We start from the raw sequence: 12,150 nt of genomic DNA on the forward strand, positions 1-12,150 counted from the left end.
ACCTAGGATGCCCGCATTTGTTGGAAAAAAAGGGCAAATCAATCCTCCTCGGCCTCTTCTTCCTCTTCCGACTGGAATGAATAAAAGGTTTCGTCTAAAGTAATCGTATCGTTATTAAAATCTCGGACAAAATCAGCAATAACCGTCTCATCGATAGCCTCTATGTTGAGAGCTGCATCCAACCCTATCCCAAAATCATGGTGCGTATCCAAGTCGACAAATTCCTGTACTTTGACAGTCTCGTCCTCTTCCATCTCCATGATCATTTCTGTGATGAACCAGCCAATCTCTTCCTCCTCGTTCTTTAGGGGCTTGAGGTTCCCATTTTCATCCTCTTCGTAATGAATACCTTTGAAGTTGGGGAATTTTTTGGCGGCCTCGTGCTCGGCTATTTCGTACAATTCGCTTGCGTGATGAAGCCTAAGCGTATAGAGCGCTGCATCGTAAATTACTTCCTTGCCTTCGTATACGCCCAGGAAATAAAAATTTACAAACTCTTCTGAGTTATCTTCACTTGGTACTATCTTGAACGTCTTACCTGCGGACGTTAGTTCTTCTTTAAGGACTGCAATGGTTTCTGGGTCAAATCCTTTGTTTACTGCTTGCATGCTGGGGCCTTCGTTTAGCTAAAAGAAAAAGGGACTGAAAGGTTGAAAACACAAATCATCTAGTTTATTCAGCCCTATGGGTGTATAATTTAGTAACTTTTATCATTTGATGAAATGGAATCGCCGAAAAAAGACAACGAATTAATAAAAAAAATAATTTCGAGATGCGAAGGAATAAATCTGGATTTTAAACAAAGCATTAGTAATCAGCTAAAAATTGCCAAGACCATCGTCGCCTTTGCCAATACCATCGGAGGGACAATCGTGGTAGGCGTCTCTGATCAACGAAAAATTACCGGCATAGACCCGGAGGAAGAAAAGTTTATGCTCGACGCTGCGATTGCGCATTACTGCACGCCGCCTATCAACTACCACTTCCAAACCTATGAAATCTCCCAGTGGGGGGATGAAATGCTGGAGGAGGAAAAGTACATTCTGCTGTTGCACATTCCCGAAAGCTTAGCCAAGCCACATTACGTGGTGGACGCCGAAGGCAAGCGTACCTATTACCTGCGAAAGGAAGACCGAAGTGTGCCGGTAACGCCAGAAGGCTAAGGGAAATGAACTTGATTTAGTGGGATTAGGCTCCGCTCAGCCTTCGGAATTGGGGCCTTGAGCCTGGTCGAAGGGACGGTTCTTGCCGCTATCTGCCGAAGTGCTGCGAGTCCATCGCCTTGAATAGCTGACCCAAACTATTCAAGACGTTTTCAACCACTTCCTCATTTTCTACCGGTAATTTGAAAAAGGTTTGACCCGTTTCTTCATTCCTTTCGGTAAACGTCTGGGCAAGTTTTTTTGTCGTAGCAGGGTCTGCAAATGCCTTTGCCAACTGCGTCATCCAGTCAGGTGCGCCACTTCCCTGCACTGGTATTTCCTCAGGAGCACTTTTTTTCGAAGTCCTTGGTTTTTCCTCATCAAACAGCCCCATTTGTCTGCCATCAAACCCAAGATCACCGGGAGTATCCTGCGATTTCTGGTAGGTTTCCTTTATTTCCTCGGAGTCATTCAGTTCCGGTGAAAAAGTCTCCTTAGGGATCTCATCTACCACAGATTCCACACTATTCATGAACTGGCGGAACCTGTCCTCCTGCATCATAATCGCATCGTCTCCCCCATCTAGTACCCCTTCGGCCATTGTGGATTTAAACTTCAACACATCCAACATGCGGTGCTCTATTGTGCCATTTGAGACAAGGTTGATGATATTGACTTTCCTTTTTTGCCCCAGGCGGAAAATTCGTGCTATCCGCTGTTCCAAAACGGCCGGATTCCACGGAATATCCAGGTTAATCAAGTAAGCGGCAGATTGAAGGTTCAGGCCAACCCCTCCGGCATCAGTACTGAGAAACACCCTGGATTCGGGATCTTTTATAAAATTGTCCAAAAGGCTTTTTCGATCTTGGGAAGGAATACCACCGTGAAGATTTTCAAACCGGACACCCAAACCCTCCAGTTCCTTGGCAACCAGCCTCGTCATCCGCTCCCACTGACTAAAGATGACAACCTTCTCTCCGGGCATTTCAAATATTTCATCCAAAATCCCCATGAGTTCCGAAATCTTGGTATCGTGCCGGGTCTTTTGATCCAAGACGAAGGTGCTATCACAAACCATACGCATCATGTTGAGATTGATCATCAGCATTTGCCGATCCTTTTCCGGAAGAAACCCAATCTTTCGCCACCTATTCACCAACCGGCAAACGGTATCATAACATTCGTTGTGGACGGCTTGCTGTTCGTCGGTCATCGGTACGAAGAGGTTTTTGTCCTGCCGAAGGGGTAATTGGCTAAGTACCTTTTTCTTCGTTCTCCGTATCATCAAATCCCCCAAGATCTCACCGACTTTATTCAGATCCTTGTATCCAATTACCTTCGTAGTCACCGTATCAGTAACCTGGTGGTTGTATAGAAATCGAAATAGCGCACCCAATCGAAAAGGATCAATAAATTGCACAATGGAATAGAGCTCTTCCAGTTTGTTTTCAAGGGGGGTGCCCGTGAGGACTATGGCGTACTCAGAAGATAACCTCTTGATATTTTGTGAAATTTTAGTCTTCCAATTCTTTATCCGTTGGGCTTCATCGAGAATAATCAGATCAAAACCAGCGGCATTGAGCTCCTCTAAATCATAGCCGACAAGGTGGTGGCTTACGATATGATACAGGGCATTTTCGTTTGTGTACTGTTCCAAGCGTTTAAGCCTATTCCCTTCTATGACCTGTACTGCACTATCGGTGAACTTTTCAATTTCAGACTTCCATTGGTACTTCAGCGAAGTAGGACAAACTATCAATACGTTCTGAACATGAAACTCCTTATGAAATACCTCGGCCGCAGCAATGGCCTGTATCGTTTTACCGAGTCCCATCTCATCGGCGATCAACACCCTACCAGCTTCTAACGCAAAGCAAACCCCTTCCCGTTGATAGGGATGCAGTGTGGCCTTGATGTATTTAGCAAGCATACCTTGATCAATCGCCTCCTTTTGGCTGGCCAGCCAAGCCTTTCTTCTGGCCCTTTCCCGCAACGCAATGATATGCGACATGGCATCCTCGTAGCAGCGAAAGTCTGGATCCAATCGTTTGACCTCCTGAAGAAATACATCAAGTGCATGCAGCCTTGCCAATTTTACACGTCCGTCCGGGTAAAAATACGCTTTGCTTAAGGCGTTGATTTTTTGAAAATTAAATGACCCAATCCGAAGCATGACGGTCCTTCCCTCAGTGCCGTATTTCAGAAAAACGGAGCTATAGGGTGGCTCAAATTGCGCTGTTTTATAACGTCTTTTGAGATCTTTCTTCTTGGATATCTGCAGGATAACTGCCTCTATATGTTTGCACGTACCCAATCCATTGGTTTTAAAATCATAACAGGCACAGAAATTATTGTTTTGGCCAGCGTTCACCTGATCGGGATTGCTGCGGATTGCAACTTTGTAACTGGTACCTGAATCGAGGTTTTTTACCTCATAATCCGAAAAGACCGGATCCGAACCTAGATTGGCAATCTCAAAGGATTGCATGCCGGCATACTGCTTTCGCAACCCTATCTGCCACTGTTCTAGGGTGAGATCCTCAGGCTTGCGGTGATAGGGAATGGACGGCCTTTTCTTCTTTCGGTTTGTTGCAGAATTTTTGGACTTCAATTTGGATGAGTTGGCCATTGGTTAGGGTGAAATTAGTAGCAGAAAATCGATCAGCTAAAGCTAAGTAATAGTTTTTGTAAGCGCAACGCAATCTAACAATCCCCAAAAAAACACCCAAAACCTGCCTTTTAGGCTCAACGTCTTAAGCGACCCTCACCCAAGGAGATACCAAGTATTGAATTTACCAAGGAAAGAATCAAACTGAATAGCAGGGCCCACCAAAAACTGTCTACCGTAAACCCCCTGACAATGGAGGCCGCAATCAATACCAAAACGGCATTAATCACCAGCAAAAACAGCCCCAGAGTAACCAAGGTAATCGGAATGGTCAGGAAAATCAGAATCGGCTTAATCGTCATGTTCAACAAAGCCAACAAAGCCGCAATGATTATGCCGGTCAAAAAATCATCCACCTCTATCCCCGGTAAAATATAAGCGGTAAAAATGACGGCGAGACCGGCCACTACCAGCTGAAAGAGAATCCCAAGTATTTCCTTTGGCTTACCCATACGATTGACAGATTTTGGATGTAGATAATTTTCTTTGGTTGTGGGAGCAATGGCTCCCCTCAACCTCTAAAATATGAGATATATCACTTTATACGAAAAAAACCTTGAGTTTTTTCTTCTGGAATGCTCAAAGGGCTTAACTTTACAGAGTTTATTAATAACCGTAATAATTTAGTAAAGTGATTCTAGTCGTTCTATTTCTCCTTCATTGGTATTTCTCTCTCTTTTGTCAAAGTTTCTTTCTCCACCGATACGCCGCCCATCAGATGTTTCTGATGAACAAATACTGGGAGCGATTTTTTTACGTATTTACCTGGATCTGCCAAGGTTCTTCGTACCTTTCGCCTCGCGCATATGCCATACTCCACCGTATGCACCACGCCTACAGCGATACACCCAAAGACCCTCACAGCCCGCATCACACCGAAAATTTATTTACGATGATGTGGAAGACAAAGAAAATATACAACGACCACTTTACTTTCCGCGTCAAGCCAGAAGAACGGTTTTCAAAAGATGTTCCGGACTGGAATAAGTTTGATCTCTTTGCCGATACCATGGTGGTTCGTGTAGGATGGGCACTAGTCTATGTGCTTATTTATGTGCTGAGCATTAGCGTATTTGAGCTTGCAGGCACTCACTGGTGGATGTATTTCTTGCTCCCATTGCATTTTATGATGGGGCCTGTCCACGGTGCGATAGTTAATTGGAGCGGGCACAAGTACGGCTATGCGAACTTTGACAACAACGACAAATCCAAAAATTCCCTGTTTCTCGATTTTCTAATGCTCGGTGAATTATTTCAAAACAATCACCACAAACTTCCCAAAAGACCAAACTTTGCGGTTAAGTGGTATGAATTTGACCCAACCTATCCGATTGTCAAGCTGCTGCATGCTTCTGGTATCATAAAATTAAAGACAGCCTAACATCTAGGCCGACAAAATAAACCACCAAATCGGTGGTTTATTTATTTATAGGGATTATTGATTTAAAAATCACTCACTTTTTAGCATTTCACTGTATTTATTGATAAATATAGTCTATTTTTGAACCAACAAAAGTCCGGTATGTAACCTTCGATAAAGTACGCTGTCGTTGTTTTGTACTCACCGCCTATCGGTAGAGTTCCCAACTTGTAACCACTGAAAAACACCTAAACCACAAACAAAGATGAAAGAGCTAACTAGAGCAGAAGAACAGGTGATGCAGATCCTATGGGAAGTCGAAAAAGGATTTGTCAAAGATTTGCTTGCCAAAATGAAGGAACCAAAACCAGCCTACAACACGGTTTCCACCATTATCCGCATTCTGGAAAAAAAAGGCTTTGTAAGCCATACCGCTTACGGTAAGTCGCACGAATACTTTCCAATTGTATCGAAAGATGAATATCGGCGGTTTTCTATTGAAAATTTACTTTCAGGCTATTTCAACGGCTCGTTTGCCAAGCTGGCATCCTTTTTTGCCAAAGATGGCAACATGGATTCGCTCGAGATGGAGCGGCTTCTAAAGGAAGTCAAAGGAGAAGTTTTAGAAAGTGAAAAGTAACCTATCATCCACATCTTTTATCAGATAGTATGTTAGTCTAGGAAGATAATCGAACAAAAAAGGCCGTCGTGATCGATGGCCTTTTTTTCTTGAAGCGCATGCATCGCTTAAACCAAAAGCTCCTTTACGACCCTTCCCGCGACATCTGTCAATCTAAATCGTCTGCCTAGGTGCTTATAGACAAGCTTTTCATGATCTAGACCCAGCTGATGCAATACCGTAGCCTGAAAATCGTGGACATGAACCGGGTCTTTCACGATATTATAACCGAAGTCATCCGTTTCGCCAAAGACAAATCCAGGCTTGACGCCTCCACCTGCCATCCAGATGGAAAAACACCTAGGGTGATGATCTCTTCCATAATTTTCTTTGGTTAATTTCCCCTGCGAGTAATTGGTCCTACCAAACTCCCCCCCCCAGATCACCAAGGTCTCATCCAATAAACCACGCTGCTTTAAATCTGTAACCAGCGCGGCGGTTGCTTGATCGGTGTCTTTGGCCTGTGCCTTCATTTCCTTAGGCAGGTTACCATGCTGATCCCATCCTTGATGATAAAGCTGTACAAAACGGACTCCGTTCTCCGAAAGCTTTCTGGCAAGTAGGCAGTTTGCGGCATAGGTTCCCGGCTTACGGCTATCTTCGCCATATAAGTCAAAAATCATATCCGGCTCCGTGGATAGGTCTGTGGCTTCTGGTACAGCGGTTTGCATACGGTAGGCCATTTCATACTGTGCGATTTTCGCGTGGATTTCCGGGTCCCCCAAGCGTTCGAAAGAAAGGTGATTCAATTCCGCTAGACGATCCAGCATCTTACGCCTTTGCGCACCCGTCATCCCCTCTTGATTGCTAAGGTATAAAACGGGATCTTCACCACTGCTAAACTGCACACCTTGATGGATGGACTCTAGAAAGCCATTGCTCCATAACTTGGAATAAACGCCCTGACCATTTCCGCTCCCTTTGGAAAGCAATACGGTAAATGCAGGAAGGTTGCTGTTTTCACTCCCCAAACCATAACTAAGCCAAGCCCCTATGCTGGGACGATTGCCCTGTTGGGCACCTGTCTGAAAAAACGTCAGTGCGGGGTCATGGTTGATTGCCTCCGTATGCATAGATTTAACGATGCAAAGGTCATCCACGATTTTGGCCGTATGGGGGAATAGCTCGCTGACCCAAGCCCTAGCCTGGCCGTATTGTTGAAAATCAAATAACGAACCGACCAAGGGAAACGAAGTCTGACTGGAGGTCATTCCAGTAAGCCGTTGGCCTTGACGAATGGAATCCGGCAGTTCCTCTCCCCACATTTCCCGAAGCTTTGGCTTAAAGTCAAAGCTCTCCAACTGGGAAGGCGCTCCGTTCTGAAAAAGGTAGATCACCCGCTTGGCCTTGGGTGCAAAATGGGGAATCCCGGCAAGGAGATCCTCTTGTTGCCTTTCCGAACTGCCGTTTAAAAGGTCTGGAATCAGCAGTGAACCCAAAGCAACCGAGCCAAGGCCAAGGCTTAACTTGGAAAGAAAATGCCTTCGGTTGGTATTCAAGCCATGTTCAATAATTTCTTTTTCCTTAGTCATGATTTTGTAATCGCTTCTTCTAAATTATAAATTAAGCAAATCACCTGCATCAGCGCCGCTTGATCTACGTGATCTAGGGAGCCGTTTTGGGGAAATTCTCCCACATTCAGTATTTTTTGGGCTACCTCTGAATGATCGCGAAAATAGGTAAGCTGCTCTTCGTGGTAAGCTTCCAAAACCTTACGCTCACTATCGGATGGATGTCGGTTTACAATTAGCCGAAACGCCATTGCGAGCTTATCGGTACTACCAACTGTGGAGTCGCCCAGTAGGTTTGCCGCCAGTACCCTTGCACCTTCCAATACCATGGGATCATTCATCATCACCAATGCTTGCAGTGGCGTATTGGTTGTGGTTCGCTCGGGTTCGCATACGTCCCTGTTGCTAGCATCAAAAATGATCATACTTGGGGGAGGCAAGGTTCGTTTGATAAAGGTATACAACCCCCTGCGGTAAAGCTTATCTCCCTTATCTTGAATATAGGTACCCAAGAGACCAACCTTTGCACCCGTAGAAGCTGCCGCTTCCCAAAGTCCCTCCGGTTGATAAGGCTTTACACTGGGACCACCGATTTCCCCATTCAGTAAACCGCTGCTGGCCATCACCAAATCTTTGACAAACTCGGCCTTGATCCGTTCTCTCGGAGCACGGGTATACCATCGATTGGCGGGATCGGCATATAAGTCACTTTCATTTACCTCGGAAGACTGCCGATAGGTGGCGGTATGAACCAACTGCGTGACCAAACGTTTGATATCCCATCCATTTTCCACAAAGTCTGCGGCGAGCCAATCTAGCAATTCGGGATGCGTAGGTAATTTTCCCTGCATTCCAAAATCCCCCACTGTTTCTACCAAGCCTTTCCCAAAAATCTCCGCCCAAATGCGATTGACAAATACCCGTGCGGTCAGCGGATTATTAGGGTCAGTAAGCCATTTGGCAAGTCCGAGACGATTACGGGGATACCGATCCGAAAACGCCAAAATTGCAGCAGGCGTCCCGGGTTCCACCCGCTCACCGGGCGCATCGTAAACTCCTCGTTCCAATACATGCGTATTCCTAACGCTATCCCTCTCCCCCATGACCGACACAATAAGTCCGAGGGTATTTTTTTTGTTCACAAAAGATAAGATTCCGTCAATATCCTCATCGGTGATGTCGATTTTGGGGTGCTTTGCGTAAGTATCCGGCCCCCCAATATTGGATTCATGGCCCACCTCCCGAATATTATTGAAAAAGGCATATAGTTGAAAATACTCCTTTTGCGAAATGGGATCATACTTGTGGTCATGACATTGGGCGCATTCCATCGTTATGCCTATCATCGCTTTGCCAAACGTATTGGTCCGGTCTACCACATACTCCACCCGGTATTCCTCATCTATCACACCACCTTCCTCTGTAATTTTGTGGTTCCGATTGAATCCTGTTGCCAGAATTTGTTCCTTGGTCGGATTGGGGAGCAAATCTCCGGCAAGCTGCCAAGTCAAAAACTCATCATAAGGCAGGTTTTTATTAAACGCATGTATTACCCAATCTCTCCACGGCCACTGACTGCGATAATTATCGTCCTGATAGCCATGGGAATCAGCATACCGGGCGATATCCATCCAATGAACCGCCATGCGTTCTCCAAACCGATCGCTTGCCAACAACTCTTCAACCAACCGTGTATAGGCCTCCGGACGGTCATCAGCCAAAAATCGATCCTGCAGCTCCACGGAAGGTGGCAACCCCGTCAGATCAAACGACAATCGGCGAAGAATCATCTCTTTTGAGGCTTGTGCATTGGGCTTTAAACCACGTTGCTCTTGGGCTTCCTGTATGAAAAAATCAATTTCATTGTACGGCCAACTGCTTTCCTTCACGGTGGGAAGCGCTGCTTTGGCAGGAGATACAAAAGCCCAATGTGGCTCGTACCTTGCCCCCTGCTTGATCCACTTTTCAATAAGTGCCACTTCTCTATCGGATAGTGCCAGATTCGACGTTGGCGGGGGCATCTTCTCGAGGGGATCTGTCGAGACAATCCGATGGAACAGTTCCGAATCATCGGGGTTGCCCGCCACAATCGCATAACGGGAGGGATTGTCCTTAAGCACCTTGAAAGCATCGTCTTCGGTATCCAGCCTAAGGCCAGCCTCCCGCTTGTTCGCATCTGGACCATGGCAAGCGAAGCAATTGTCTGACAGGATCGGTCGGATATGTAGGTTATAGCTCACCTGATCGGGCATTCCGCTTTCCGCATTTTCCGGCCTTCCGCAGCCTTGCGCCAAAATAAAGGAAAATACGGCAAAAGCAGCGCTAGCATACAGCAACCTGCTTTTACGGAAATAATTCGGCAAACGACTGATAGGACAAATCATCAATTACGATTTTGTAATGGTTTCCTCCATATTGTACAGGGTATGTATTACCTGCATGAGCGCAGCCATATCCTGCACAGGCAGATCGGTGGGAACAGGTGAATCCCCTACCTCAAGCATCTTGGAAGCCATTGTGTTATCTTCTTCGTAGGCATGTAACAGTTCCCTGTGAAAATCGACCAATATCCCTAATTCACGATCATCGGGAAATCGCCCTACAATCCGGGCATAGGCCTCTCTAAGAGCCCTTTCGGTTTCCATCCCTTCCCTGAGAAGTGTTGCTGCAAGTACCCTAGAAGCCTCCAGTACCGTCGGGTCGTTTAACATCAACAAAGCCTGTAGGGGCGTATTGGTTCGCGTGCGTTCTACTTCACATACATCTCGATTGCTGGCATCAAACAGGATCATTGAAGGTGGGGGAACGGTTCTCTTGATGAAGGTATACAACCCTCTTCGATATAAACTTTTTAAGGAGTCTTGTCTATAGGATGCCAAATTACCCCTACCCGAAGTAGCAAGTTCCCATAACCCCGGCGGTTGGTAGGGTTTCACACTTGGGCCACCAATTTCCGGTACCAACAAGCCACTACTTGCCAATACCACATCCCGAATGTGCTCGGCAGGAAGACGCATTCTCGGAAATCGGGATACGAGTTTATTGTCGGGATCCCTACGCAACTTTTCTTCTGTAACGTAAGAGCTTTGACGATAGGTAGCCGACGTCACCAATGTCTTCACCAATGCCTTAATATCCCACCCGGACTCCATAAAATCTACAGCCAGCCAATCCAATAGCTCAGGATGTGTGGGCAAAGACCCTTGCATGCCAAAATCACCCGGGGTATCCACGATTCCTTCGCCAAAAAACTGCATCCATAACCGGTTTACAAATACCCTGGCAGTTAGTGGATTTTGTCTGTCGAATAACCACTTTGCCAATCCCAATCGATTGGCCGGATAGGTTTCTCCAAAAGATAAAACAGCGGACGGTGTACCAGGCTCCACGCGCTCTCCATGCGCTTCGTAGTCACCCCTTTCCAATACAAACGTTTCTCTCAAAGTATCCAAATCGCCCATAACGGAAACGCGTAAAAAACCCGTCTCTGACTCTAGGGCTCGGAAATTGGCCCCTGATTTTACATCCCCTATCAGGGATACTGCCAACGTGGTGGAGTCTGGTCTGTTGACAAAGGAAAGTATGTCCGATATATCCTCTTCCGTTATTTCCATCATGGGATGTTTGGCAGGACTTTTTCTGGAAAATCCCGGACTGGACTCCTCGATGCCGTATTCGGCCACCTGATTGAAAAAGGCGTAGAGCTGAAAGTACTCCTTTTGGGATATGGGATCGTATTTGTGGTCATGGCACTGGGCACATTCCAAGGTAAGGCCTAAAAATGCCTTTCCGACCGTATTTGCCCTATCGACCACATATTCCACACGGTATTCTTCGTCAATGGCGCCAGATTCCTCGGTGATTTTATGATTTCGATTAAAAGCTGACGCTAAAAGCGTTTCTTTATTTGCGTTAGGTAATAAATCACCAGCCAACTGCCAAGTGACAAAGGCTTCATAGGATAGGTTGTTATTAAAAGCATGAATTACCCAATCTCTCCAAGGCCACTGTGTGCGGTAATAATCATCTTGGTAACCATGTGAATCTGCATACCGGGCCAAATCCATCCATTGAACGGCCATCCGTTCACCGTAGGCTTTTTGGGCGAGCAAACGGTCTACTACCCTTTCGTAATGCTCCGGGGATGGATCTGCTATAAATGCGCTCAATTCTTCAACTGTAGGTGGCAACCCTGTCAAATCCAGTGTAATCCGACGTAATAGCTGCGCCGGATCGGATTCCGGGTTTGGATTAAGTCCTTCTCGCTCCTGTCTTTCCAGAATAAAGTAGTCAATTGGAAGCTTTGGCCATGAGGAGGCGGATACCTTTGGCAATTCAGCTTTAACTGGTGGAATGAACGCCCAATGTGGTTCGTATTTCGCTCCCTGCTGTATCCACCTTTCAATCAACTTTATTTCCCGTTCTGTCAAGGTTAAGTTGGTAGCAGGTGGGGGCATTACTTCTTGCGGATCTGTATCAATAATCCGCTGAAAAGCTATAGAGGACCTAGGATCACCCGGCACCCAAGCGTGACTCCCGGGACTATCCTTAAGCGCCCAAAAAGCCTCCTCCTCAGAGTCCAGACGCAAACCAGCTTCTCGCTTATTGGCATCCGGACCATGGCAGGCAAAGCAGTTCTCGGACAAGATAGGGCGAATATGGAGATTATAGCTGATAATCTCGGGTACATCCCCTTCTGAACGGTAAGGTGCTTCTTTCCCACAGCCGGAAAGGACGAGCAAACTACCAAAAACGGCAGCTGGAAAAACCCTTAAAACTTCCATTAGCAT

The 12,150-nt window shown here is 46.1% G+C and carries 9 protein-coding genes; 3 read left to right on the forward strand and 6 right to left on the reverse strand.

Going from position 1 to position 12,150, the window contains the following annotated elements:
- Positions 1–38: 38 nt before the first annotated feature.
- Positions 39–608: a hypothetical protein gene (locus tag IAQ59_RS00525; protein ID WP_209328812.1), complete on the reverse strand. Its 570-nt coding sequence runs from the start codon at positions 606–608 to the stop codon at positions 39–41.
- A gap of 114 nt (positions 609–722) precedes the next feature.
- On the opposite strand from IAQ59_RS00525, the gene IAQ59_RS00530 reads away from it, so the two are divergent.
- Entirely contained in the window at positions 723–1,163 is a 441-nt protein-coding gene (locus IAQ59_RS00530; protein ID WP_209328813.1) for an AlbA family DNA-binding domain-containing protein, read from the forward strand.
- 88 nt (positions 1,164–1,251) lie between these two features.
- Here IAQ59_RS00530 and IAQ59_RS00535 read toward each other — a convergent pair whose 3' ends face one another.
- Together IAQ59_RS00535 and IAQ59_RS00540 are read right to left on the reverse strand one after the other, a co-directional pair.
- On the reverse strand, positions 1,252–3,771 hold the full coding sequence (locus IAQ59_RS00535) for a DEAD/DEAH box helicase (RefSeq protein WP_209328814.1): 2,520 nt from the start codon (positions 3,769–3,771) through the stop codon (positions 1,252–1,254).
- A gap of 116 nt (positions 3,772–3,887) precedes the next feature.
- Positions 3,888–4,262, reverse strand: a complete 375-nt coding sequence (locus IAQ59_RS00540; RefSeq protein ID WP_209328815.1) for a phage holin family protein — start codon at positions 4,260–4,262, stop codon at positions 3,888–3,890.
- A 179-nt stretch (positions 4,263–4,441) separates the two neighbouring features.
- Between IAQ59_RS00540 and IAQ59_RS00545 the strand changes: the two genes are divergently transcribed.
- Both IAQ59_RS00545 and IAQ59_RS00550 read left to right on the forward strand, forming a co-directional pair.
- Entirely contained in the window at positions 4,442–5,191 is a 750-nt protein-coding gene (locus tag IAQ59_RS00545; RefSeq protein WP_209328816.1) for an acyl-CoA desaturase, read from the forward strand.
- 244 nt (positions 5,192–5,435) lie between these two features.
- The gene (locus IAQ59_RS00550) at positions 5,436–5,810 is read left to right on the forward strand and encodes a BlaI/MecI/CopY family transcriptional regulator (protein ID WP_209328817.1); all 375 of its coding nucleotides are present in this window, start codon (positions 5,436–5,438) and stop codon (positions 5,808–5,810) included.
- Between the two features lie 107 nt (positions 5,811–5,917).
- On the opposite strand, the gene IAQ59_RS00555 is transcribed toward IAQ59_RS00550, so the two are convergent.
- From IAQ59_RS00555 to IAQ59_RS00565, 3 genes are read right to left on the reverse strand one after another with little or no spacing between them, the layout of a single operon-like run.
- On the reverse strand, positions 5,918–7,381 hold the full coding sequence (locus tag IAQ59_RS00555; RefSeq protein WP_209328818.1) for a DUF1501 domain-containing protein: 1,464 nt from the start codon (positions 7,379–7,381) through the stop codon (positions 5,918–5,920).
- A complete protein-coding gene (locus tag IAQ59_RS00560; protein WP_209328819.1) occupies positions 7,378–9,744 on the reverse strand; it encodes a PSD1 and planctomycete cytochrome C domain-containing protein in 2,367 nt (788 codons plus the stop codon). The genes IAQ59_RS00555 and IAQ59_RS00560 overlap by 4 nt, the downstream gene beginning before the upstream one ends.
- A 3-nt stretch (positions 9,745–9,747) precedes the next feature.
- On the reverse strand, positions 9,748–12,144 hold the full coding sequence (locus IAQ59_RS00565; RefSeq protein ID WP_209328820.1) for a PSD1 and planctomycete cytochrome C domain-containing protein: 2,397 nt from the start codon (positions 12,142–12,144) through the stop codon (positions 9,748–9,750).
- Positions 12,145–12,150: the final 6 nt, after the last annotated feature.

The organism is Lunatimonas salinarum (genome assembly GCF_017811155.1).
In the GTDB taxonomy this organism is placed as follows: Bacteria; Bacteroidota; Bacteroidia; order Cytophagales; family Cyclobacteriaceae; genus Lunatimonas; species Lunatimonas salinarum.

What these genes read in the sequence shown, in the direction of transcription:
- IAQ59_RS00525 (WP_209328812.1), bottom strand. Translation starts at nt 608, where the DNA reads ATGCAAGCAGTAAACAAAGGATTTGACCCAGAAACCATTGCAGTCCTT.
- IAQ59_RS00530 (WP_209328813.1), top strand. Translation starts at nt 723, where the DNA reads ATGGAATCGCCGAAAAAAGACAACGAATTAATAAAAAAAATAATTTCG.
- IAQ59_RS00535 (WP_209328814.1), bottom strand. Translation starts at nt 3,771, where the DNA reads ATGGCCAACTCATCCAAATTGAAGTCCAAAAATTCTGCAACAAACCGA.
- IAQ59_RS00540 (WP_209328815.1), bottom strand. Translation starts at nt 4,262, where the DNA reads ATGGGTAAGCCAAAGGAAATACTTGGGATTCTCTTTCAGCTGGTAGTG.
- IAQ59_RS00550 (WP_209328817.1), top strand. Translation starts at nt 5,436, where the DNA reads ATGAAAGAGCTAACTAGAGCAGAAGAACAGGTGATGCAGATCCTATGG.
- IAQ59_RS00555 (WP_209328818.1), bottom strand. Translation starts at nt 7,381, where the DNA reads ATGACTAAGGAAAAAGAAATTATTGAACATGGCTTGAATACCAACCGA.
- IAQ59_RS00560 (WP_209328819.1), bottom strand. Translation starts at nt 9,744, where the DNA reads ATGATTTGTCCTATCAGTCGTTTGCCGAATTATTTCCGTAAAAGCAGG.
- IAQ59_RS00565 (WP_209328820.1), bottom strand. Translation starts at nt 12,144, where the DNA reads ATGGAAGTTTTAAGGGTTTTTCCAGCTGCCGTTTTTGGTAGTTTGCTC.